The sequence below is a fragment of the Pseudarthrobacter humi genome (genome assembly GCF_024294965.1).
Taxonomy (GTDB): domain Bacteria; phylum Actinomycetota; class Actinomycetes; order Actinomycetales; family Micrococcaceae; genus Arthrobacter; species Arthrobacter humi.
Genome location: NZ_JANCLV010000004.1, coordinates 251,812 through 272,827 on the forward strand (window position 1 = coordinate 251,812; position 21,016 = coordinate 272,827).

The following is a 21,016-nucleotide window of genomic DNA, read 5'->3' on the forward strand; positions in this document are numbered from 1 at the left end:
GGCGAGGGGCCACGCTGCGGGCGCGGTCACCCCACGCATCACGAACACCGTGACCCGCGCCCCGGGTCCGCTGAGCGAGCCCGCATCTACGCCCACGGACCCTAACTTTCGCAAGATATGGCCCGGCGGGTGTGGGTGCGGCTCTCCGGGACGGTGCCCGTAAAACGAACCAGCCCGCACCTAGTGCAGACAGATCACCGTTGATTGAGGCGAACCAGGCCTATGTGACGTTTACCGGGGAGGTCTACTACCCTCTTCGAGGCCGGATCGTGGCTGATAAAGAGACACCGACCTAACGGGCTCGAGGCGATCGAGCATGAGTGGGTCGGCTTGGAGCTTGAGGCAGTCCCTTCTGTCGGGAGGGTGCGCTCGTCATGTTTCTGGAGACAGGCCGAATTATGGGGCACGGTACTGTGCTTGGAGGGGGCTGCCCCGTCTTGTTGTACTCCTGGTCGCCGGGACTAACTTGGGAGACTTCTTGATCAGTTTGATAGGCGTGCCGATGCGAAGTAGAGGCGGTGGCTGGGCCCCCCGTTAGCAGTCCAGCGGCTATCCGATGGCTGACTGGTTTTCCTGCGTCCACGTATCCCGGTAGCGGATCGGCGTCATACCGTCCAGCGATCCGTGGGCCGTTCAAGATTGTAGATAGCTTTCCATTCCTCGGCCAAGTATTTGGCTTCGGCCATGGTTGTGACTGTTGACCGGGAATGGCGGTCAAATCACAGTCTGAATGGCGGCTTGCCGTCCCGTTGAAGGAACACCTTGGTCGTGGCGAGGACGCGGGCCATGCGCTCATGCACGAGCGGCCCGAACTGCTCGCCGCATTGTTCGGCGACTGGCTCGATCGAGCTCAACCAGAAGACGAGTGACCCACCTTGCTGCAATTCATCAGGGCGTGGCTTACAAGGGGAACCTCATACGGTGCATCGGAGCCGCTGCCGCAAACGGGCGTTGCGCCACCGCTCACCAATAAAAGTGATTTGACTCACATCCAACTCTGCAATAATCTCTTTGTTAGCGCTAACAACAAGGAGTCGGAACTAGGCTTCCGGCACATTGAACTCCGCGCCTGTGTTGGTAGCTCTTCAGGTGTCTAGGGCTCGGGCCCTGCACACCAAAGCAGTACCGCTCCAGCGGCAAGCGCAGACGCCTGCCGACCCAGCACCACTTCGCGGACAAGCTTCCGCGGGAGGAGAAATCGTGAGAATTAGGAAATTCCTGGGCGCCGTCGCCGTCGTCCTCGCAGTCACTGTGGGTGCCACAGGGTGCGGAAGCCGGGGCGGAACAGCCACCCCGGAAGCCACTGCGAATCCCAGTGAATCCCTGGTGGGTATTTCGATGCCCACCCAGACGTCCGAGCGTTGGATCGCCGATGGCGGCAACGTGGAAAAGTCCTTGAAGGGACTTGGTTACAAGACTGACCTGCAGTTCGCCAACGACGATATCCCCACGCAGGTATCGCAGATCGAGAACATGCTGACCAAGGGTGCCAAGGCGCTCATTGTCGCCGCCATCGACGGCACCACCCTGACCGATGTGCTGGCCAAGGCGAAGGAGCAGAACGTCAAGGTCATTGCGTACGACCGCCTCATCAACGGCACGCCGAACGTTGATTTCTATACCACGTTCGATAACTACACGGTGGGTGTGCAGCAGGCAACGTCGCTGCTGACCGGGCTGGGCCTGGTTGATGCCAGCGGCAAGAAGGTGGAGGGCAAGGGCCCGTTCAACGTTGAGCTTTTCGCCGGCAGCCCGGATGACAACAACGCCAACTTCTTCTGGACCGGCGCCATGGACACGCTGAAGCCGTACCTGGACGCCGGAACCCTCAAGGTCCCCAGTGGCCAGACCAAGTTCGAGCAGGCAGCCATCCTGCGCTGGCAGGCCCCCGTTGCCCAGAAGCGGATGGAGGACATCCTCACCGCGGCCTACAGTTCCGGGACCAAGCTCGACGGTGTGCTCTCCCCCTATGACGGTCTGTCTATCGGCATCATCTCGGCCCTGACCAGCACCGGCGGCTACGCCAAGGGTGACCTGCCGGTCGTCACGGGCCAGGACGCTGAGAAGGGCTCCGTGAAGTCCATCATCGCCGATGAGCAATACTCCACCATCTTCAAGGACACCCGCCAGCTGGGTTCCCAGGCCGTGAAGATGGTCGACGCCCTGCTGAAGGGCCAGGAGCCGGAGGTCAACGACACCAAGACCTACAACAACAAGGTCAAGGTGGTCCCGGCCTACCTGCTCAAGTCCGTGATCATCACTGCGGAAAACTACAAGAAGGAACTCATCGAGTCCGGCTACTACACCGACGCCGACGTCAAGTAACCATCTTGCGGGGTTGCGGCCGGCTGCACGGCCTGGCTGCAACCCCTTCCCGTAGGCCCCTGCAGCCGCAGACCGGTCCAGTTTTCCAACCAGTCAGTGGGAATTGACGATGAACACACCCATTCTTCAAATGCGAGGAATCACCAAAACCTTTCCGGGCGTGAAGGCCCTGCAGGATGTCACCCTCGACGTGAACCGTGGCGAGGTCCACGCCATTTGCGGAGAGAACGGGGCGGGCAAGTCCACCCTGATGAAAGTCCTGTCCGGGGTCTATCCGCACAACTCCTTCGACGGGGACATCCTTTTCGAAAACGAGCCCTGCAACTTCTCCAGCATCAATGACAGCGAGAAACGCGGCATCGTCATCATCCACCAGGAGCTCGCCCTGAGCCCCTACCTCTCGATCGCCGAAAACATCTACCTCGGAAACGAGCAGGCCAGGAACGGCTGGGTGGACTGGCGGAAGACCAACCTGGAGGCCGCCAAACTGCTGGCCAGGGTGGGCCTGAGCGAAAACCCCATCACACCTGTCCAGCACATCAGCGTGGGCAAGCAGCAGTTGGTGGAAATCGCCAAGGCGCTCTCGAAGGAAGTCAAGCTCCTCATCCTGGACGAGCCCACCGCCGCGCTCAACGACGAGGACTCCGGCCATCTCCTGGACCTGATCCTGCATCTGAAGGGCCAGGGCATCACCAGCATCATCATCAGCCACAAACTCAACGAAATCCGCAGAGTCGCAGACGCCGTCACCATCATCCGCGACGGCAAAACCATCGAGACGCTCCGGCTCGATGAAGGCCAGATCACGCAGGAACGGATTATCCGCGGCATGGTGGGCCGGGACCTGGAAAGCCTCTACCCGGACCGGGACCCGAAGATCGGGGAGGAAGTCCTGCGGATCGAGGACTGGTCCGTCAGGCACCCCCAGGACCACACACGCATGGTGGTGCACAACGCCAGCCTCAACGTCCGCAAGGGCGAAGTGGTGGGCCTCGCGGGCCTGATGGGAGCGGGCCGGACCGAGCTGGCCATGAGCGTTTTCGGACGCACTTACGGCACGGCGGTGTCCGGGAAGGTGTACAAGCACGGCAAGGAAATCAACACCTCCACCGTGTCTCAGGCGATCGGGCACGGGATCGCGTATGCCACCGAAGACCGGAAGCACTACGGCCTGAACCTCATTGAGGATATCCAGCGGAACATCTCCATGGCCGCGCTCCGCAAGCTGGTCAAGGGCGGCTGGGTGGACAAGAACCGGGAAACGGTGGTGGCCAACGGCTACCGCAAGAGCATGAACATCAAGGCGCCCTCAGTTGCTGCCATCACCGGCAAGCTGTCCGGCGGAAACCAGCAGAAGGTGGTGCTCAGCAAGTGGATGTTCTCGGACCCGGACGTGCTGATCCTCGATGAGCCCACCCGCGGGATCGACGTCGGCGCCAAATTCGAGATCTACACGATCATCGCCAGGCTCGCGGCGGAGGGAAAAGCTGTCATTGTCATATCCTCGGAACTGCCCGAACTCCTCGGCATCTGCGACAGGATCTACACCCTGTCGGCAGGCCATATCACCGGCGAGGTGCCCATCGCCGAAGCATCCCAGGAAACCCTCATGCACTACATGACCAAAGAGAAGGAATAGGACCATGTCCGCCCTACGAGAATCCCTCGGCTTCCTGACAAGCCGCCTCCGGCAGGTTGGCATCTTCGTTGCCCTGATCCTGATCGTCCTGCTGTTCCAGATACTGACCAACGGCATCCTCCTCGAGCCGCAGAACGTCACCAACCTGGTGGTCCAGAACAGCTACATCCTCATCCTCGCCATCGGCATGGTCATGGTGATTATTGCCGGCCACATCGACCTCTCGGTGGGATCGATCGCCGGCTTCATCGGCGCCGTTGCCGGCGTCATGATGGTCCACTGGGGCTGGGCCTGGTGGCTGGCCATCCCGGCCTGCCTCCTGGTGGGAGCGCTCGTCGGGGCGTGGCAGGGATACTGGATCGCCTACGTAGGCATCCCGGCGTTCATCGTCACGCTCGCCGGCATGCTGATCTTCCGCGGCCTGACCCTGATCACCCTGAAGAACCAGCAGATCACCCCGTTCCCCTCCGAACTCCGGGCCCTGGGCGGCGGCTTCCTCCCGGACATCTCCGGGGGCACGTCAGTGCTGGAATGGCTGACCGTCATCCTGGGCGTGGGCGCCACTGTTGCGCTGCTCATCCAGGCGCTAAAGGAACGCCGGATCCGCAAAAAGTTCGATCTCGAAAACGAACCCATGGCCTGGTTCGCGACCAAGACCACGTTCGTTGCCCTTCTCATGCTGATCATCACGTTCCTCCTCGCAAGCTACCGGGGCACCCCGATCGTCCTGATCGTGCTGGCAGTCCTGGTGATCGTGTACACGGCGTTGATGAACAACAGTGTCTTCGGCCGCCATACTTACGCGATCGGCGGCAACCTGCACGCAGCAGAGCTGTCCGGGGTCAAGACCAAAGCCGTCACCTTCCGGCTCTTCGTCAACATGGGCGTCCTGGCGGCACTGGCAGGCCTGGTGTTCACGGCAAGGCTCAACTCGGCACAGCCGGCCGGCGGCACCGGCTTCGAACTGGACTCCATCGCCGCTGCATTCATCGGCGGCGCCGCCGTCCAGGGCGGCATCGGCACGGTGGCCGGTGCCATGATCGGTGGCCTGATCATGGGCGTGCTGAACAACGGCATGTCCATCCTGGGCCTTGGCACCGATTACCAGCAGCTCATCAAGGGGCTGGTCCTCCTGCTGGCCGTCGGCTTCGACATTTTCAATAAGAACCGCAACGGTGGCGGCGGCAGCACTATCGGGAAGCGGTTCAAGTTCAGGACGTCCCCGCCGGCCACCACGGAATCCCAGGCACCCGCAGGGACGACGGACCCGTCGAAGGATCGCCCGGTCCCCGTTTCCGCAGCCAAGCCTGAGTAACGAAGAAACGTACCGCAACAACCAACAAGGAACCGATATGTCTGCCCCCATGGACCGCATTGAGATAGATGTCGCCAGCCGGCACCTTCTGGACGAAGAGCTGGATGCCGCCGTCCGGCGCCTTCAGGAAGTCGCCCTCCTGACAGGCACGCACGGCATCCTGGTAACCCGGGTCGCTCCTGGCCGCTACACCGCAACACTGTCAGACCAGGTTCCTTTCGGGATGACCCACGAACTGGTTTGCTGAAGGCTGGCGGAATCGTGGACGAAGCCACCGGTGACTGGGATCAGCTCATTGGAAGCTGGGTGGAACTGCGCTCTGGGGGGAGCGTTGTCCGTACCGGCGAAGTTGAGGCCGTGGCAGGGGACTCGTCAGTGATGTGGCTGAAATTCAACGGCAACCACGGCCGGCAAATGGTGGCAAAGTCGGACAATTACGAGGTTCGGCCGCAAGGGCAAACCAACAAGCCTTAGACGCTGGCGGCCGCCCCGGACACCCGAACGGCGACCTGTCCGCTCCCCTGCGCCAGCTGAGACGCTGCGGCTTCGTCGGCCACCACCGTCACGTGCGCGTGCAGCTGCAGGACCGAGCCCGGGCAGTCGGAAGTGACCGGCCCGTTGAGGGCGGCGGCCAGGATACCGGATTTGTCCGCGCCGTTGACCACCAGCAGGAGATGGCGTGCTTCCAGGATGGTGCCCAGTCCCTGCGTGATGCAGCGGAGCGGCACTTCTTCCGGGGTGCTGAAGTAGCGGGCGTTCGCCTCGCGGGTGCGTTCCGTGAGGACTTCCACACGCGTCCGGGAGTCCAGGGCGGAGCCGGGCTCGTTGAAGGCCAGATGGCCATTGTGGCCGATGCCAAGGATCTGCACGTCGACGCCGCCAACACCGGCAATGGCCGCGTCGTAATCAGCGGCGGCAGCCTCGGGGTCTGCGGCGCTCCCGTCCGGCACCGCTACGTTGGCGGGATCCAGGTGCAGCCGCCCAGTCACTTCGCGCCGGACAACTTCGGCGTAGCTTTCGGGATGTCCGGCGGGCAGGCCCACGTACTCGTCGAGGGCGAAAGCCCGGACGGAGGACATGTCCAGCCGATGGTTGGCGAGCGCCGCGTAGATGGGCAGCGGCGAGCCGCCCGTGGCCACGCCCAGTACAGCGTCGGGCTTGCTGCGGATGACGGCAGCGAGGATCCCGGCGGCGACGGAACCGGTAGCTGAGGCGGTAGGCACAACGAAAATTTCCACGGCAAAGGCACTCTCTACGAAAAGGGCAAGGCTAAGTCCGCCGGGCGCAGGCGGCGAAGGAAAGGCTGAGGGAAAACAGGCTAGGCGGCCGCGACGTCCTTGAGTTTCAGGCGGATGCCGTCAAAATGGCGCTGCAGGCGTTCGGAAGCAAGGGCCTTGTCCTTGTTGGCCACAGCCTCGAAAATATCCCAGTGGTCCTGGGTCTGCTGCTCGAGGTTGACCGGGCCGGTACCGATGGCCAGGTGGATCTTGCGGTAAACCTGCCAGAACACATCCATGAGGTTGATCAGCAGATCATTGTTAAGGGGGGCGTACAGGCGGCGGTGGAACTCGGCGTCGTGCTCATGCAGCGGTTCCCCTTTCTTGGCCGCGTCCTCCATGGCTTCCATGGTGGACCGCAGGTCGGCCACGTGCTCGTCGGTGAGCAGGTCAATGGCGGATCCGATCAGTCCGGATTCGAGGGCCTGGCGCACATCGATGAGCTCCATGGCTTCTTCGCCCTTGTGGCGCAGGGACAGCCGGCCACGGAACGTCAGGCCGGACACCAGGGCGCTGAAGTTGTTGGGTGCAACGAACATGCCGAAGCCGTGCCGGATCTCGATGACGCCCAGCGCCTGCAGCACTTTCAGGGACTCGCGAACGGTGTTGCGGCCCACGCCGAGTTCGGCGGAGAGCTCACTTTCAGTGGGCAGCGCGTCACCGACGTCCAGGCCGCGCTCCAGTATGAGGTCCATGATCCGCGTCTGCAGGGCATGCGAACGGAGCTGCGCACTGAAACGGGCGGGCGATACTTCTTGCGATGCGATGGCCACGTGGGTCTCCTCCTTGCCGCGCTGAGGGGTCGCGACTCGTCCTACACCTCAAGAGTACAGGAGATGGGACGTCCAATGTCTAGAATCGGGGAATCTGTTTTAAGCAGTTCTAACCCGGAGGACCCAATCTAACCCAGGAGCGCCGAATCTAACCCAAAAGGGACCGAACAACCTCGCGGCATGCCCGGTAGGCAGGCGTTTTGGGGTCGATCAGGGCGTAGTGGTCCCCGGGAACCCTGACCAGCCGGGTATCCATGTTTGCCGTGCTTCCAGCGTTCACATAGGACTCGGACTGGCCCAGGGGAACGGTGGTGTCCTCGGACCCGTGGACAGCGATGACCGGCACGGCCAGCGGAAGGGCGGTCATGGGGTCGGCGTATCTGTAGCGGTGCGGATATTTCGACGACGACCCGCCCAGGAGGTTGCTCACCGCACCGTTGCTGAGGTTCAGCTTCTCCGCCTCGGCCAAGTTGAGCAAGCCGGACTGGCTGACCACTCCGGTGAGGTGCACCGCGGAGGCATCTGGGGTGCGGGGCACCTGGCGGTCAGCATCCGGCATTCCCAGCTGGGCAAGCTTCCCCCGGCCGGCAGCCCAGGCGGCCAGATGCCCGCCTGCTGAATGACCCAGGGCCACCACAGGACCCAGGCTCAGGGCATGCTTGGCCGCGAGGTCGCCCAGCTTGTCGATACCGGCCAGCACGTCAATGAAGGTGTTTGGCCAGCCGCCGCCGCTTCCGGCCCGGCGGTATTCAAGGTTCCAGGCGGCCATGCCATGGGCGGCCAGGTCCTTGGCGATGGGCTCCCCCAGCTCTGCGCCGTACTGCGAGCGCCAGTAGCCGCCATGGATCACCACCACCACGCCGCGGTGCTCGCCGCCGGCCGGCAGCTCCGGCAGGAAAAGCTCGCCCCATTGGCTGGCGTCCTCGCCGTACTGGTACTTGTGCCGCTTCACTGCATCCCCCTTGGCACCGCCGCCGGCGGTACCGTCCGGCTCGGCGCCGGGCGAACACGCGGCACCGAGAATCCCAACGGCCGCCGCGGCAGCCGCACCAACCAGCGTGCGAAAGACAAACGTCCGACGCCGCAGATCAGCCATGTGCCGAGCCTACAGCGTGGTGCCTCCCGGCAAAGCCGCCGAGCAGGAAACCGGAAGATTTGTGCCCCTGAATTCCACCCACGGGATGACCTGGAGGGACTACTGGGACGCAACAGCCGCCGTCGCGCGTTTCCTGCGGGCGCTCCGTGGCGCTCCCGGCCTCTAATACTTCGCCGGGACCACAGGCGGCGGCCCTGGAAGGGCGTAGTGTCAGTAGTAGGAGATTTCGGGGTGGCATGTAGGTCCGGGGTTGAATATACGGGCCGTGCGCGAAGAGAGCGCTCAGCCGCCAGCCGGGTCGTGTGACCCGGGCGATGCTTGGAATTGAGGCCGCATGGCCGAGAATGATGCCCTGCCGACGGCGGAGCAATTGCAGGACCTACTCCTTGAAAGTCCGGGCTTCACCGAATTCCTCTTGGGACTGACAGCGATTTCCGCGTCCTTGCTGGGCGGGGTGACGCCGCTGCTGTGTGCCATCACAGTGGAACGGGAGACCGGGCCCGTGACGGTAGCCAGCAGCACGGAGATGGCCCGGAGCCTGGACGAACGCCAGTACGCATTCGACGATGGTCCCTGCCTTACGGCGCTGCGGGAGCAGCGCACAGTCCTCATCCGTGATCTTCAGGCGGACGAGAGTTGGGCCTGGTATGCCGGGGCGGTCGCAGACGAAGGCATCCGGACAATCCTGGCCGTCCCCATCCCCACCGACAACGGTTCCCGCTCCGCCCTTAACTGCTACTCCACCCAGCTGAATACGTTTGCCCCGGACACGGTGACCGCCATTGAGGAGCACGCTGCATCGCTTTCCCGGATCCTGCGGCTGGCAATCCGTGTGCACCCTTCGGACCCATACCCGGATCATTTGAGGTCGGCGCTGCGGTCCCGGGCCGTTGTGGACTCGGCCGTGGCCCTGATCATGATGCAGAACCGCTGCAGCCATGAAACCGCCGTCAAGCTCCTGCACCTTGCCTCCCGCAGCAGCAACCGCCGCCTGCATGACATCGCCGGGGACATCCTGCACCATGCGTCAGATATCCCCGTCATCACCGGAGGCGGGGAGAAATGATGGACGACGGCGGACTGGGCACCCCCAGCCTGCCTTCGGCAAAGGACCGGCGCAAGTTTGCGGCCGCCGAGTTCCAGAGCGGGAACATCAGCCTCCCGGGGCTATGGACCTACTATTACGGGATCGGGGGAAACGTCGATCAGCTCGGAGTGGACGCCTATCTGCACGAGCTGATGGAATTGGCCCCGCTGCAGATGGATCTCATCCAGACCGCCATCAAGGAGACCACGGCGGACGGACCGTGAAGGAAGTGCGCATGTCCCAGGACTTTGATATCCGAGAGCCCCAATCCGGCAAAGATGGACTTCCCGACGCCGGCCTGCACGACTTTGTGCTCCACCTGCAGGACCTCGTCCTGGCAAGCTCCGACGTCCGTGAATTCCTGACGGACACCGCCGCGATTTTTGCGAGGCAACTGTCACAACCCGGGAACCACCTGTCCTGCGGGATCACGGTAGTCCGGCAGAAGCGCCCGGTCGCCGTGGCCAGCAGTGACATGAGTGCGCGGAATCTGGACGAACTGCAAAACAGCATCGGCCATGGACCCTGCCTGACAGCCCTTCGGACAGCGTCGATGGTCCACGTCCCGGATCTGGACGCCGATGTCCGTTGGCCGAAGTACAACGAGGCTGCCCGCCAGATGGGCATCGGATCCATCCTGGCTGTACCACTGCATCTGCAGGCTCCTGCGCAGGCGGTGATTAACCTCTACTCCCCCAACACGGATGGCTTCCCGCAGTACGGGATTGATGCGGCCATCGGCCTGACGGGCATCGCCACCAAGGCGCTGGACCTTGCACTGAACATCGCACAGTTGCGCGACGCGCGTGACGACCTCGCCGCCGCCCTGAAATCCCGCACTGTCATTGACACAGCCATCGGGGCCATCATGGCGCAGAACCGTTGTAACCGCGATGCGGCATTCCAGATATTGGTCAAGGCGTCCAGTCACCGCAACATCAAACTAAAGGAGGTGGCCGCCATGATCATTTCCGGAATTGGCGGCGAACGGGAATTCCCCACCACCTACGATGAATAGCCAAACAGCCTGAATCCGTGCAGGTTCCGGGTACGCAGCCCACCACACACGTTAGGCTTTACCTGAAGCGCTGAACGGTCACAAACAGGCTCATCCGGCCCGCCGGAGGCCGGTCACGCAGAATGGCCGGAGGCAAAAAATGACCAAAAAGTATCCCCTGGATGAACTATCCACTGCCCTGGGCAGGATCATGGGGCTGCTCCTCACGGCAGAAAAAGTCGATCACGCCGTCCAGCATCTCTCCCGCGCCGTCACGGATTCCATCCCGGGGACTCTTGGGGCAGGGGTCTCAATCCTTGATCCCCATGCCCGCCCTGTTAGTTCCGGTTTTACCGGCAGTATGGTGGAACGCGCCGACGCCCTTCAGTATGAGCTGGTCCAGGGGCCTTGCCTGACAGCCTGGGCCACCCAGGAGAGCATCCTCATCCATGACGTTGCAACTGAAGCCCGCTGGCCAAACTGGAGCGCCGCCGTCGTTGACTTCCCGATCCGCTCAGTGATCAGCACCCCGCTGATCGCCGACGGGCAGGCCATAGGTGCCATGAAGATTTACGCCGCCACGCCCGGCGCTTTTGAGGATGCCACCGCTGCCCTCATGGAGCTTTTTGCCTCACCCGCGGCAACCCTTCTGTCCCATATCCAGACCGCCGAAACTCCGGAACGCATCAGTGCGGGCCTTCAAACGGCCCTCTTCAGCAGGGACCTTATTAACCGGGCCTGCGGAATCCTCATGGAGCGCCACGCCATTGCCGAGGACGCTGCCCTGCAGCAGCTGATGCGGCAGGCCCGCGCGACCCGCAGCACGCTAAAGGACGTCAGCGCCAATGTCTTGGCCGGCGTGGCCTCCCACCCGCGTAGAGGCAGTAGTGATGGGCTTCGATAGCAGCGAACCGGAGCAACGCCGCAGGCTCCAGGCAGCATTGACAGCAGCACAAGTCAGCACAGGTGACCTGTGGCTTTACTACTTCGGCATCGGCGGATCTGTGGGCGAGTATGAAGTGGAGGCCTACCTGCAGGGACTTCTGTCCCTGCCCGAACTGCAGCGGGACCTCCTGGCCATGGCGGCAAATGAACTCTTCAATGACCAGGCCGGCCCCCGCGCGCCCTATTCGGACGAGCTGGGGTCTGAAGATCCACCGCGGTCCGAAGATTAAGTCAGAGAGCGTTTGATGGCGGCGGGGGCGCTGCCGCCCAGCCTTGCGGTGACTTTGTCCGCCGCAGCCATGCAGGACTCGCCGAGGATCTGCAGGCGCTCTTTGGAGACACGGAACCGCGGGGCCGGGATGAGGACTGCCGCCACAAGGTCGCCTCGGTGATCGTAGACGGGGGCGGCAACGCCGACTTCATCCATGGAGGATTCGCCGTAGTTGATGGCCCAGCCCCGACTGGAGTCGTTTTTGAGGCGGAGCAGATAGTCCTCGAGGGAAGCCTCATCCAGTCCGGGGTAAGTAATGGCCCCGCTGCGCAGGAGGGACCGAACCCTCTCCTCCGGTTGCGTTGCCAGGAAAACCTGAACCGAGGAGCTCAACGCGTCGTTGTACCGCGCCCCCAGCGGCGCAGTGTGCTTGATCTGGTGGCGGCTGGCAATCTGCTCCACGCAGATCGACTCGTTGCCCTCCCACATCATCAGCGCGCTGGTTTCGCCAGTCAGTTCCGTGAGTTCGCGCAGGACGGGATAGGCGACGCGCCGCTCCTCCAGTTCTGCCAGCAACGGGCCGGCGACGGCGATCAGGCCAAGACCGAGGCGGAAACGGCGTGTGTCCACATCACGTTCCACGAGGTTTTCCTGTTCGAAGGTGGCCAGGATCCGTGACACGGTGCTCTTGTGCAGGCCCACCCGATTGGCGATCTCCGTCACGCCAAGCAAGGGTTCGTCGGCCGTGAATGAGCGAAGCACGGCGATGGCGTTGACGATGACTGAGGCGCCTTTGGTGTCACCCTTGCCGTTGCTGTCGCTGCCGTTGGTGTCATTGGAATCTGATGTGGTCATGATGCTCACTATCATTGCGCATACTGAGCGGAAAGCGGCGCCGCGTCAGACACGGCGCCGCCTCCCCGGGTGGAGGACTTAGGCTCCGATGATGTTGTACTCGGGGCCGAACGGGAACTTGGTGATGTTCTCGGCGCCGTCTTCTCCCACCACCAGGATGTCGTGTTCGCGGTAGCCGCCGGCGCCCGGCTGGCCGTCCAAGACAGTAATCATGGGCTCCATGGAGACCACCATGCCCGGCTCCAGGACGGTGTCGATGTCCTCGCGGAGTTCCAGTCCGGCTTCGCGGCCGTAGTAGTGGCTGAGGACGCCGAAGGAGTGTCCGTAGCCGAATGTGCGGTTGGCGAGGAGCCCGTGGCCAACGTAGATTTCGTTGAGCTCCGCGGCGATGTCCTTGCACACCGCGCCGGGTTTGATGAGTTCCAAGCCGCGCTTGTGGACCTCAACGTTGATGTTCCACAGTTCCAGGGAGCGGGCATCGGGTTCACCGTAGAACAGGGTGCGCTCCAGGGCCGTGTAGTAGCCGGAGGTCATGGGGAAGCAGTTCAGGGACAGGATGTCGTGTTCCTGGATCTTGCGGGTGGTGGCCCAGTTGTGGGCGCCGTCGGTGTTGATGCCGGACTGGAACCAGACCCAGGTATCCCGGATTTCGGAGTTGGGGAACGTCCGGGCGATCTCGTGGACCATGGCCTCAGTGCCGACCAGGGCCACCTCGTATTCCGTGATGCCAGCGGTGATGGCGTTGCGGATGGCTTCGCCGCCGAGGTCGCCGATCCGGGCACCGTGCTTGATGACCTCGATTTCCTCCGTTGACTTGATCATGCGCTGGCGCATCGCGGCCTGGGCGATGTCCACGAGCGTGGCGCCGGAGAAAGCGGCCTGGATCTTGTTGCGGTTATCCAGCGGCAGCGAGTCGTCTTCCACGCCGAGCCGGCGCGGGCTGATGCCGCGGGTCCGCAGGACCTCCTGGATGGCGAAGATGTAGTTGTCCCGGCGCCAGTCCGTGTAGATGATGTTGTCGCCGAAGCTGCGGCGCCAGGGCATGCCGGCGTCGATATTGGCCGTAACAGTGACGTTGTCGTCCTTGGTCACCACCATGGCGTAGGGGCGGCCGAACGTGGTGAACAGGAAGTCGGAGTAGTACTTGATGGAGTGGTAGCTGGTGAGGACGACGGCGTCCAGCTCCTTCTCCGCCATGATGCGGCGGAGGCCGGCGAGACGGCGCTCGAACTCGGCGTCAGAGAAGGTGAGGCTGACTTTCCCGCCGTTCTTCAGGACCTTGAGCCGCTCCAGTTCGGCGACGGACGTTGCGTTCTCGGATGCTGTGGTGGTCATGGTGGTGCCTTTCAGTGGTGCGGTTTTGCTTGAGGTGGAAGCTGTTGAAAGAGGTTGGCTATTCGTGGCGCAGCGGTTCTTTGCAGGTTTCCCTGGACAGTGAAACGGCGATCAGGGAGATGACTGCCGCGGCGACGAGGTACCAGGCCGGGGCGAGGTCGCTGGCAGTGGCAGCGATCAGGAGCGTTGCCATGAACGGTGCAGTTCCGCCGAACAGGGCGTTGGAGAGGTTGAAGCTGACCGCGAAGCCGCTGTAGCGGACGCGAGTGGGGAACATCTCCGCCAGGAAGCTGGGAAGTGTTCCGTCATTGAGGGTGAGCATCGCTCCCAGCAGGATCTGCACGAGGACGATGACCAGGAAATTCCCGGTTCCCAGCAGTGCGAAGGCGGGCACGGTCAGCACAATGAAGGCGATGGATGCACTGATCAGCACTTTCTTGCGTCCGTACCGGTCTGAAAGCATGCCGGTCAGGAAGATAAAGCCGATGTATGTGACCAGTGCGATGGTGGTCGCAAGGAACGATTCGGTTTCGCCAAGGCCCAGCTCCGAGGACAAATAGGTGGGCATGTAGCTGAGGATCACGTAGAACCCGACGGCGTTGAGCAGCACGGCGCCGACGGCCTGCAGCAGCTGCCGCCAGTGGTTCCGGAACAGGCTGGACACGGGTGCCTTGATTGCCTCGTCCTCCGCTGCCAGCTCGCGGAACACCGGGGTGTCTTCGAGCTTGGTCCGGATGTAGCGGCCGATCAATCCCATAGGGGCTGCGAGCAGGAACGGCAGGCGCCAACCCCAGCTCTGCATGGCATCGGAACTCAGAAGCACTGTCAACAGGCCTGCGATCAGGGAGCCGAGGAGCAGGCCGGCCGCGGTACTGGCGGGAACAACCGCGGCGTATAGGCCGCGCTTGTTGGCGGGAGCGTACTCGACCAGAAAGGCCGACGCTCCGGCGTATTCACCAGAGGCGGAGAAGCCCTGGGCTACCCGGATGACCAGAAGCAGGATGGGAGCCCAGATGCCGATCGTGGCATAGCCCGGAATGAGGGCTATGCAGAAGGTTGCTCCTGACATGATCAAGATCGAAAGGGAGAGGGCCGTCCGCCGGCCCACCCTGTCGCCGATGTGGCCCCAGACGAACCCGCCGAGCGGTCGCACCAGGAATGAAATCGCAAATAGGGCGAAGGTCAGCAGAAGCCCGGTCTGGGGATCTGATTCAGGGAAAAAGACCGTGGCAATCGTGACGGCAAGATAGCCGTAAACGGCGTAGTCGAACCATTCAACGAAGTTGCCGATGAAGCTGGCCGCAATGACTCTGCGGCGCGTTTCTTTGCTGACCACGTTGTCAGCGGGTTCAAGATTCTGGCCGCTCATGGTGCTGCGGCCGGCCCGGTGTCCGTCGTTTACATCATGCGGTTGTGGGCCACGGCCTCCCGCACGAGCGGGAGAGGAAGTTTCGTTACTCATGTATCCACCAAGTTTGTTTGGGGTTGCAGTCAGCGCAACGCTGTTGCAATAGAATAAGCGTGATCAGCAACACAGTCAATGGCTATTTTGCGGATCGTCACAGGGTTCACGTGAGAACAGCATCCGACTACCCAGTGGCGCGCTGTCAGAGACAACAAGGCGCTCGGTTGCGTAGAATGACAACATGTTGCGGTAATGGCACGCATCCATACCCTCGCTCGGACGCCGGCAGAACGCAGCACAAGAGCGTTCTATTGACACCCTTCATGACTGCTGACATATTTTTGAGTACGCGCCATGTGCATCGTGTTGTGTAATACGCAATAAATCCAGCCCGGCAACCAGCGATTGAGGGGCACGGAGCTGCCGCGTGAGAACTTTTTGAACCCCACGGTCGGCTGGATTGTCCGGAGCGCCGTCGCCCAGGAGTCCCTGGGCTCAGGAAAGGAACACCAGCTAATGGTTCACAGAGTCAAGGCAGTCATTGCCAAGGAAAAGAATGCGCCGGTCTCGGTGGAGACCATCCTGGTGCCGGATCCGGGGCCGGGCGAGGCCCTGGTGGACGTCCTCACGTGCGGCGTCTGCCATACCGACCTGCACTATAAGCAGGGCGGCATCACCGACGATTTCCCCATCCTGCTGGGCCATGAGGCCACCGGTGTGGTCAGCGCCGTCGGTCCCGGCGTCACCGAGGTGGCCCCCGGCGACCGCGTGATCCTGAACTGGCGTGCCGTGTGCGGCGAATGCCGTGCCTGCGCCAAGGGCCAGCCGCAGTACTGCTTCAACACCCACAACGCGACGCAGAAGATGACGCTTGAGGACGGCACGGAACTCTCCCCTGCGCTGGGCATCGGCGCCTTCGCGGAAAAGACCCTGGTCGCCGCCGGGCAGTGCACCAAGATTGACGACGACGCCGATCCCGCCGCCATCGGGCTGCTCGGCTGCGGCGTGATGGCCGGCATCGGCGCGGCCATCAACACCGGCGAGGTCAAGCGCGGCGAATCGGTGGCGGTGATCGGCTGCGGCGGGGTGGGCATCGCCGCGATCGCCGGCGCCAGGCTGGCCGGGGCCACCACCATCATCGCCGTGGACATCGACGCCAACAAGGTGGCCATGGCCAGGACCCTCGGGGCCACCCACGGCGTGGACTCCTCCACGACGGACCCTGTGGAGAAAATCCGGGAGCTCACCGGCGGCAACGGAGCGGACGTGGTGATTGACGCCGTCGGACGCCCCGAAACGTACAAGCAGGCGTTCTACGCCCGCGACCTCGCCGGCCGGGTGGTGCTGGTAGGCGTTCCAACGCCGGAGATGAAACTTGAACTGCCGCTCCTGGATGTCTTTGGCCGCGGCGGGTCCCTGAAGTCCTCCTGGTACGGGGACTGCCTGCCCTCCCGTGATTTCCCGATGCTGGTGGCGCACTACAAGCAGGGCAACCTGGACCTGGACGCCTTCGTCACCGAGCGCATCACCATCGACCAGGTGGAGGAGGCCTTCGCCAAGATGCACGAAGGCAAGGTCCTGCGCTCCGTGGTTGAAATTCAGTCTCTGAAGGAGCTCTCATGACAGTCACCATCGAGAAGCTGGTCATCTCGGGCGCTGCCAGATAACAGCATCAGCGACGGCGAGGTGTTCGCGGTTGGCGGCGCAACGCTGCGAGCAATCCACACGCCCGGCCACTCCCCCGGCTCCACCTGCTTCTACCTCGAAAGCGAGGGAACGGTCTTCGCCGGGGACACACTTTTCAACGGCGGGCCAGGCGCCACTGGAAGGTCCTACAGCCACTACCCCACCATCCTGGCCTCCATCCGGGAACGGCTCCTGACACTGCCTCCCGAGACCGTGGTCCGCACAGGCCACGGCGACGACACCACCATCGGGGCCGAGCGGGAAACCCCGGCACCGCTGGCGGACCCAGTGGAATCTGCTGAGTCGGTGCAGAGCGCCGGCGGCTGAGCCCGAGCCGCCGACGGCAGGCCACTTTCGCAAACTGGCTATATTTTTCCAGTCCAGTTCGCCGCTACGGTGGATGGCATGCACATACCCCTGATCCAGATCGATGCGTTCGCCACCCAGCCCTTCGAAGGCAACCCTGCAGCCGTGATGCCCCTGGAAAGCTGGTTGGAAGACGGCGTCCTCCAACTGCTCGCCGTGGAGAACAACCTCTCCGAGACGGCCTTCATCGTGGCGGATATCCCCGCCGAGGCCCCTGCCTTCGACCTGTCACAGCCGGCCTACCACCTCCGCTGGTTCACGCCCGCCATTGAAGTAGACCTCTGCGGGCACGCGACGCTGGCCACGGCGTCGTACCTCTTCACCGACGTCCACCCGGACGCCAAGCGGCTGCAGTTCTGGAGCCGCAGTGGCTGGCTTTTTGTGGAACGCGACGGCGACGGCTACATCCTGGACTTCCCGTCCGAGATGCCCGAACCGGTGGCCGTGGACCCCTCCGTATCAGAAGCCCTCGGGGTCCCGGCCCTCGAGGCTTTCCTGGCAACCGACCTCATCCATGTCGTCAGGGATGCCGAGACCGTGCGCAACCTGAGCCCTGACTTCGGGGCGCTTGCGAAACTGCCGGTGCGGGGCGTCGTCGTCACCGCGGCGGGTAACGGGACCGGCCACGACTTCGTCTCACGGTTCTTCGGCGCCCGTGCGGGTATCGATGAGGACCCAGTGACCGGTTCGGCGCACTCCCAGCTGGCACCGCTCTGGGCCGGCAGGCTGGGCAGCACGGTCCTGTCCGCCCGCCAGCTCTCGGCACGCGGCGGCACAGTGCTCTGCCGCGTGGAAGGGGAGCGCACGCTGCTGTCCGGCACGTGCGTGCGGTACCTGGAAGGTACTGTGTCCCTGGCTGTTGGAGGTCTTGCTGGCTAGGTTTGTTCCGCGCGCCGGTGGGGCCTGTCCAGACCCCTCCCGGCAGGTGGCCTCCCGCCTTTCTCCCGGGAGGCCACGGTAACGGATGCCACTTGTTCGAGTCGCGGGTGCAGTTCATCACCGGCGTCCACTACGCCGGTCTGCCACCACAGCTTCAGCCCCTCCGGAACAACCTCCAGGCTGGCCAGGTTGTTGTTGAACCAGGGTCCCTCGACGCGTTTCCAGCGGAACGGCGGGTCCGGCACCCGCGCCGAGCGGGCCACCAAGGCACCTACCGGAGACGCCAGGCCATACGCCATGACGGCCCCGAAGTACCTCATCAGGCGGGGAAGGGGGTTGCGGATCGGGGAACAGACGGCCTGGACGATCCGGCTGCCCGAGGACCGCACCACCTCCGCCACATAGGAGAAGTGCACGTCCCCGGACAGGAAGGTGACAGTTTCCGGGGACGGGCCGCGTTTGCCATCGGCCACCTCGGCCGCCATCAAAGCCACCTGCCGGAAGCTTTTTTGGAAGGCGGCCCAGTGTTCCAGGTCAACGGCCTGGCGCAGCTTCTCGCCGGCCCGGGCGGGACGTTCCCCCCACGCGCCTTCGGACACGGCCTCATTCCACGACTCGACGTGGTGCAGGCCCATCGGAAGCAGGAAAGGCAGTGACGTTGCCACCAGCAGGTGGCGGAATCCGCCGCGCATCCGGCCGTCGAGCCAGGCCATTTCCGCATCGTCAAGAAGGGCACGGCGTTCCGGTGCCAGGTTCCTTGCGGCGCGTGAGTCCACCACGATCAGCCTGGTATCCCCGAAATCCCGGCAAAAGCTCCACCGGTAGGATTCCGGGTCCCGGTCCGCGCGTTCCGCGAAACTGTCGAGTTCGGCGCTGACGTCGGGTTCGGCTTCGCTCCGGTGCCCGGCGATCAACTGCCAGACGGCATCGTCACGCCGCTCCTGCGGGGACAGGTTTCCCAGATGCTGGTACACCCAGTAGGAGGCCAGCCCGGAGACAATACGCCCATGCCACCACGAGGTGGCTTCCATCTTCTGCTTCCAGCTCAGCGATGCATTCCAGTCGTCGCGGATGTCGTGATCGTCAAAGATCATGGCGCTGGGCAGGGTGGACAGCAGCCACCTGTTTGCCGGATCGGACCAGGCGAGGTTGTAGAGGTGGGCGTATTCCTCGTAGTCCTTGAGCTCCTCGCCGGGCGGTGCCTCGATGTCCCGGCGGGCGCGGATGAACTCCTGCATCTGCTCGCTGGTCAGGTCGGCGTACACCTGGTCCCCGAGGAAGGCGACGAGGTCCGGCCACGGCAGGTCAGTGTCGGAAGCCATCGCCAGCGCGTAGGCACGGAGCGAATCGACGCCGTGGGTCCGGTTGCCGGTCGCGTCGTGCGGGACGCTGGTGCGGCAGGAGCCGAAGGCCAGGCGCAACGGTTTTCCGGGCTTCAGCGTGGCGATTACCGGCGGCGGAAACCCGGAATCCGGAGCGGGCCAGACCTGTTCGCCATCGATGTCCAGCGTGTAGGGCAGCACTGATCCCGGCTCCATCCCGTCCGCCTCCACCAGGGCATAGTGGTGGCCGTGCACGGCGAAGGTCCGGGCCTCCCAGCTGCGGTCACCGGCCCGGACGGAAACACGGGAATCGCCCCGGGTCTCCACCCAGATGCTGGCAGAAGTCTCGTCCACGTACCGCATCATGGGGCCCAACACCAGGGGCGAAGTCGTCATCACTCAGTTGTACCCGTTCCGGCCCGCGGCAACCATACGGGCAGCCGGGAACCAAGGAAATAACTCCCAAGGCACTGCTGCCTGGACCCGGACCTGAAATCCACTCCGCTTTACCAGCCGCGCTCGGCGAGGCGGTGCGGCTGCGGGATCTCGTCCACGTTGATGCCCACCATGGCTTCGCCCAGGCCGCGGGAGACCTTGGCGATGACGTCCGGGTCGTCATAATAGGCAGTAGCCCTGACGACGGCGGCAGCACGCTGGGCCGGGTTGCCGGACTTGAAGATGCCGGAGCCGACGAACACGCCGTCGGCGCCGAGCTGCATCATCATCGCAGCGTCGGCCGGGGTGGCGATGCCGCCGGCGGTGAACACCACCACGGGGAGCCTGCCGGTGGTTGCGACTTCCTTGACCAGTTCGTACGGGGCCTGCAGCTCCTTGGCCGCGACGTAGAGCTCGTCCTCGGGCAGGGCCGCGAGCTTGGCGATCTCTGCGCGGATCTGGCGCATGTGGCCGGTGGCGTTGGAGACGTCGCCGGTGCCGGCCTCACCCTTGGAACGGATCATGGCCGCGCCTTCGTTGATGCGGCGCAGCGCCTCACCGAGGTTCGTGGCGCCGCAGACGAAGGGAACGGTGAAGTTCCATTTGTCGATGTGGTGGACGTAGTCGGCCGGGGTCAGGACCTCGGACTCGTCGATGTAGTCCACGCCCAACGACTGCAGGACCTGGGCCTCCACGAAGTGGCCGATCCGGGCCTTGGCCATGACCGGGACGGAGACGGCTGCGATGATCTTGTCGATCATGTCCGGGTCCGACATGCGGGACACGCCGCCCTGGGCACGGATATCGGCCGGAACGCGTTCCAGCGCCATCACTGCAACGGCACCGGCGTCTTCGGCGATGCGGGCCTGTTCAACGTTGACGACGTCCATGATGACGCCGCCCTTGAGCATCTCAGCCATGCCGCGCTTGACGCGGTTGCTGCCCGTAACAGCGACATGTTCGTAGGGGAGTCGTTTTAAGGTCACTTCTTGCTCCAAGGGGACGGGGCGCCTGCGAAGCCAGGCATTCGAGTTAAGGGACTGGCCCCGGGGGGCATGTGCACACCCG

Annotated in this window: 21 protein-coding genes and 2 pseudogenes; 14 read left to right on the forward strand and 9 right to left on the reverse strand. The window is 63.7% G+C overall.

Annotated features, from left to right (window positions below):
• Nucleotides 1–549: 549 nt before the first annotated feature.
• A pseudogene (locus NFC73_RS08380) lies at nt 550–692 on the reverse strand (IS3 family transposase); the annotation flags it as partial.
• Between the two features lie 15 nt (nt 693–707).
• Between NFC73_RS08380 and NFC73_RS08385 the strand changes: the two are divergent.
• The 6 genes from NFC73_RS08385 to NFC73_RS08410 all read left to right on the forward strand — a co-directional run bounded on the left by NFC73_RS08385 (nt 708) and on the right by NFC73_RS08410 (nt 5,753).
• A complete protein-coding gene (locus NFC73_RS08385; RefSeq protein WP_254749227.1) occupies nt 708–869 on the forward strand; it encodes a hypothetical protein in 162 nt (53 codons plus the stop codon).
• A 331-nt stretch (nt 870–1,200) separates the two neighbouring features.
• Entirely contained in the window at nt 1,201–2,325 is a 1,125-nt protein-coding gene (chvE, locus tag NFC73_RS08390) for a multiple monosaccharide ABC transporter substrate-binding protein (protein WP_254749229.1), read from the forward strand.
• Nucleotides 2,326–2,434: 109 nt separating this feature from the next.
• Nucleotides 2,435–3,964 carry a multiple monosaccharide ABC transporter ATP-binding protein gene (gene mmsA, locus NFC73_RS08395; protein WP_254749231.1) on the forward strand — a complete coding sequence of 510 codons (1,530 nt, stop codon included), beginning with the start codon at nt 2,435–2,437 and terminating at the stop codon, nt 3,962–3,964.
• 4 nt (nt 3,965–3,968) lie between these two features.
• The gene (mmsB, locus tag NFC73_RS08400; protein WP_254749233.1) at nt 3,969–5,279 is read left to right on the forward strand and encodes a multiple monosaccharide ABC transporter permease; all 1,311 of its coding nucleotides are present in this window, start codon (nt 3,969–3,971) and stop codon (nt 5,277–5,279) included.
• Between the two features lie 37 nt (nt 5,280–5,316).
• Nucleotides 5,317–5,526 (forward strand): hypothetical protein, encoded by a 210-nt coding sequence (locus NFC73_RS08405; RefSeq protein WP_254749235.1) that lies wholly within the window; start codon nt 5,317–5,319, stop codon nt 5,524–5,526.
• Between the two features lie 14 nt (nt 5,527–5,540).
• The gene (locus NFC73_RS08410) at nt 5,541–5,753 is read left to right on the forward strand and encodes a hypothetical protein (protein ID WP_254749237.1); all 213 of its coding nucleotides are present in this window, start codon (nt 5,541–5,543) and stop codon (nt 5,751–5,753) included.
• Here NFC73_RS08410 and NFC73_RS08415 read toward each other — a convergent pair.
• From NFC73_RS08415 to NFC73_RS08425, 3 genes are all read right to left on the reverse strand, one after another.
• A complete protein-coding gene (locus tag NFC73_RS08415) occupies nt 5,750–6,517 on the reverse strand; it encodes a glucosamine-6-phosphate deaminase (RefSeq protein WP_254749239.1) in 768 nt (255 codons plus the stop codon). The two genes, NFC73_RS08410 and NFC73_RS08415, sit on opposite strands and share 4 nt — an antisense overlap.
• Nucleotides 6,518–6,597: 80 nt before the next feature.
• The gene (locus NFC73_RS08420; RefSeq protein WP_372494612.1) at nt 6,598–7,323 is read right to left on the reverse strand and encodes a FadR/GntR family transcriptional regulator; all 726 of its coding nucleotides are present in this window, start codon (nt 7,321–7,323) and stop codon (nt 6,598–6,600) included.
• A 154-nt stretch (nt 7,324–7,477) separates the two neighbouring features.
• On the reverse strand, nt 7,478–8,281 hold the full coding sequence (locus tag NFC73_RS08425; RefSeq protein ID WP_254749469.1) for an alpha/beta hydrolase: 804 nt from the start codon (nt 8,279–8,281) through the stop codon (nt 7,478–7,480).
• 478 nt (nt 8,282–8,759) lie between these two features.
• Here NFC73_RS08425 and NFC73_RS08430 point away from each other — a divergent pair, with 478 nt between their 5' ends.
• The 5 genes from NFC73_RS08430 to NFC73_RS08450 all read left to right on the forward strand — a co-directional run bounded on the left by NFC73_RS08430 (nt 8,760) and on the right by NFC73_RS08450 (nt 11,684).
• The gene (locus NFC73_RS08430; RefSeq protein ID WP_254749241.1) at nt 8,760–9,491 is read left to right on the forward strand and encodes a GAF and ANTAR domain-containing protein; all 732 of its coding nucleotides are present in this window, start codon (nt 8,760–8,762) and stop codon (nt 9,489–9,491) included.
• Entirely contained in the window at nt 9,488–9,736 is a 249-nt protein-coding gene (locus tag NFC73_RS08435) for a hypothetical protein (protein ID WP_254749243.1), read from the forward strand. The genes NFC73_RS08430 and NFC73_RS08435 overlap by 4 nt, the downstream gene beginning before the upstream one ends.
• A gap of 11 nt (nt 9,737–9,747) precedes the next feature.
• Complete coding sequence (locus tag NFC73_RS08440; protein WP_254749245.1) at nt 9,748–10,530, forward strand: ANTAR domain-containing response regulator; 783 nt, start codon at nt 9,748–9,750, stop codon at nt 10,528–10,530.
• Between the two features lie 139 nt (nt 10,531–10,669).
• Nucleotides 10,670–11,413, forward strand: a complete 744-nt coding sequence (locus tag NFC73_RS08445; RefSeq protein WP_254749247.1) for a GAF and ANTAR domain-containing protein — start codon at nt 10,670–10,672, stop codon at nt 11,411–11,413.
• A complete protein-coding gene (locus NFC73_RS08450; protein ID WP_254749249.1) occupies nt 11,400–11,684 on the forward strand; it encodes a hypothetical protein in 285 nt (94 codons plus the stop codon). Before NFC73_RS08445 ends, NFC73_RS08450 begins: the two co-directional genes overlap by 14 nt.
• On the opposite strand, the gene NFC73_RS08455 is transcribed toward NFC73_RS08450, so the two are convergent.
• The 3 genes from NFC73_RS08455 to NFC73_RS08465 form a co-directional block, all read right to left on the reverse strand.
• Nucleotides 11,681–12,520 carry an IclR family transcriptional regulator gene (locus tag NFC73_RS08455; protein WP_254749251.1) on the reverse strand — a complete coding sequence of 280 codons (840 nt, stop codon included), beginning with the start codon at nt 12,518–12,520 and terminating at the stop codon, nt 11,681–11,683. The two genes, NFC73_RS08450 and NFC73_RS08455, sit on opposite strands and share 4 nt — an antisense overlap.
• Before the next feature lie 78 nt (nt 12,521–12,598).
• On the reverse strand, nt 12,599–13,855 hold the full coding sequence (locus NFC73_RS08460; protein ID WP_254749253.1) for an aminopeptidase P family protein: 1,257 nt from the start codon (nt 13,853–13,855) through the stop codon (nt 12,599–12,601).
• A 58-nt stretch (nt 13,856–13,913) separates the two neighbouring features.
• A complete protein-coding gene (locus NFC73_RS08465) occupies nt 13,914–15,224 on the reverse strand; it encodes an MFS transporter (protein ID WP_254749255.1) in 1,311 nt (436 codons plus the stop codon).
• A 552-nt stretch (nt 15,225–15,776) separates the two neighbouring features.
• On the opposite strand from NFC73_RS08465, the gene NFC73_RS08470 reads away from it, so the two are divergent.
• The 3 genes and pseudogenes from NFC73_RS08470 (at nt 15,777) to NFC73_RS08480 (ending at nt 18,191) form a co-directional block, all read left to right on the forward strand.
• Nucleotides 15,777–16,883 carry an S-(hydroxymethyl)mycothiol dehydrogenase gene (locus NFC73_RS08470; RefSeq protein ID WP_254749257.1) on the forward strand — a complete coding sequence of 369 codons (1,107 nt, stop codon included), beginning with the start codon at nt 15,777–15,779 and terminating at the stop codon, nt 16,881–16,883.
• 36 nt (nt 16,884–16,919) lie between these two features.
• Nucleotides 16,920–17,273 (forward strand): annotated as a pseudogene (locus tag NFC73_RS08475) (MBL fold metallo-hydrolase); the annotation flags it as partial.
• A gap of 78 nt (nt 17,274–17,351) precedes the next feature.
• On the forward strand, nt 17,352–18,191 hold the full coding sequence (locus NFC73_RS08480) for a PhzF family phenazine biosynthesis protein (RefSeq protein WP_254749259.1): 840 nt from the start codon (nt 17,352–17,354) through the stop codon (nt 18,189–18,191).
• On the opposite strand, the gene NFC73_RS08485 is transcribed toward NFC73_RS08480, so the two are convergent.
• Both NFC73_RS08485 and pdxS read right to left on the reverse strand, forming a co-directional pair.
• Nucleotides 18,188–19,909, reverse strand: a complete 1,722-nt coding sequence (locus NFC73_RS08485) for an alkaline phosphatase D family protein (protein WP_254749261.1) — start codon at nt 19,907–19,909, stop codon at nt 18,188–18,190. The two genes, NFC73_RS08480 and NFC73_RS08485, sit on opposite strands and share 4 nt — an antisense overlap.
• 110 nt (nt 19,910–20,019) lie before the next feature.
• The gene (pdxS, locus tag NFC73_RS08490) at nt 20,020–20,934 is read right to left on the reverse strand and encodes a pyridoxal 5'-phosphate synthase lyase subunit PdxS (RefSeq protein WP_308292663.1); all 915 of its coding nucleotides are present in this window, start codon (nt 20,932–20,934) and stop codon (nt 20,020–20,022) included.
• Nucleotides 20,935–21,016: the final 82 nt, after the last annotated feature.

Coding starts and splice junctions, on each gene's coding strand:
- NFC73_RS08385 (WP_254749227.1), top strand. CDS start 708: ATGGCGGTCAAATCACAGTCTGAATGGCGGCTTGCCGTCCCGTTGAAG.
- mmsA (WP_254749231.1), top strand. CDS start 2,435: ATGAACACACCCATTCTTCAAATGCGAGGAATCACCAAAACCTTTCCG.
- mmsB (WP_254749233.1), top strand. CDS start 3,969: ATGTCCGCCCTACGAGAATCCCTCGGCTTCCTGACAAGCCGCCTCCGG.
- NFC73_RS08405 (WP_254749235.1), top strand. CDS start 5,317: ATGTCTGCCCCCATGGACCGCATTGAGATAGATGTCGCCAGCCGGCAC.
- NFC73_RS08430 (WP_254749241.1), top strand. CDS start 8,760: ATGGCCGAGAATGATGCCCTGCCGACGGCGGAGCAATTGCAGGACCTA.
- NFC73_RS08435 (WP_254749243.1), top strand. CDS start 9,488: ATGATGGACGACGGCGGACTGGGCACCCCCAGCCTGCCTTCGGCAAAG.
- NFC73_RS08440 (WP_254749245.1), top strand. CDS start 9,748: ATGTCCCAGGACTTTGATATCCGAGAGCCCCAATCCGGCAAAGATGGA.
- NFC73_RS08445 (WP_254749247.1), top strand. CDS start 10,670: ATGACCAAAAAGTATCCCCTGGATGAACTATCCACTGCCCTGGGCAGG.
- NFC73_RS08450 (WP_254749249.1), top strand. CDS start 11,400: ATGGGCTTCGATAGCAGCGAACCGGAGCAACGCCGCAGGCTCCAGGCA.
- NFC73_RS08455 (WP_254749251.1), bottom strand. CDS start 12,520: ATGACCACATCAGATTCCAATGACACCAACGGCAGCGACAGCAACGGC.
- NFC73_RS08460 (WP_254749253.1), bottom strand. CDS start 13,855: ATGACCACCACAGCATCCGAGAACGCAACGTCCGTCGCCGAACTGGAG.
- NFC73_RS08465 (WP_254749255.1), bottom strand. CDS start 15,224: ATGAGCGGCCAGAATCTTGAACCCGCTGACAACGTGGTCAGCAAAGAA.
- NFC73_RS08470 (WP_254749257.1), top strand. CDS start 15,777: ATGGTTCACAGAGTCAAGGCAGTCATTGCCAAGGAAAAGAATGCGCCG.
- NFC73_RS08480 (WP_254749259.1), top strand. CDS start 17,352: ATGCACATACCCCTGATCCAGATCGATGCGTTCGCCACCCAGCCCTTC.
- NFC73_RS08485 (WP_254749261.1), bottom strand. CDS start 19,909: ATGACGACTTCGCCCCTGGTGTTGGGCCCCATGATGCGGTACGTGGAC.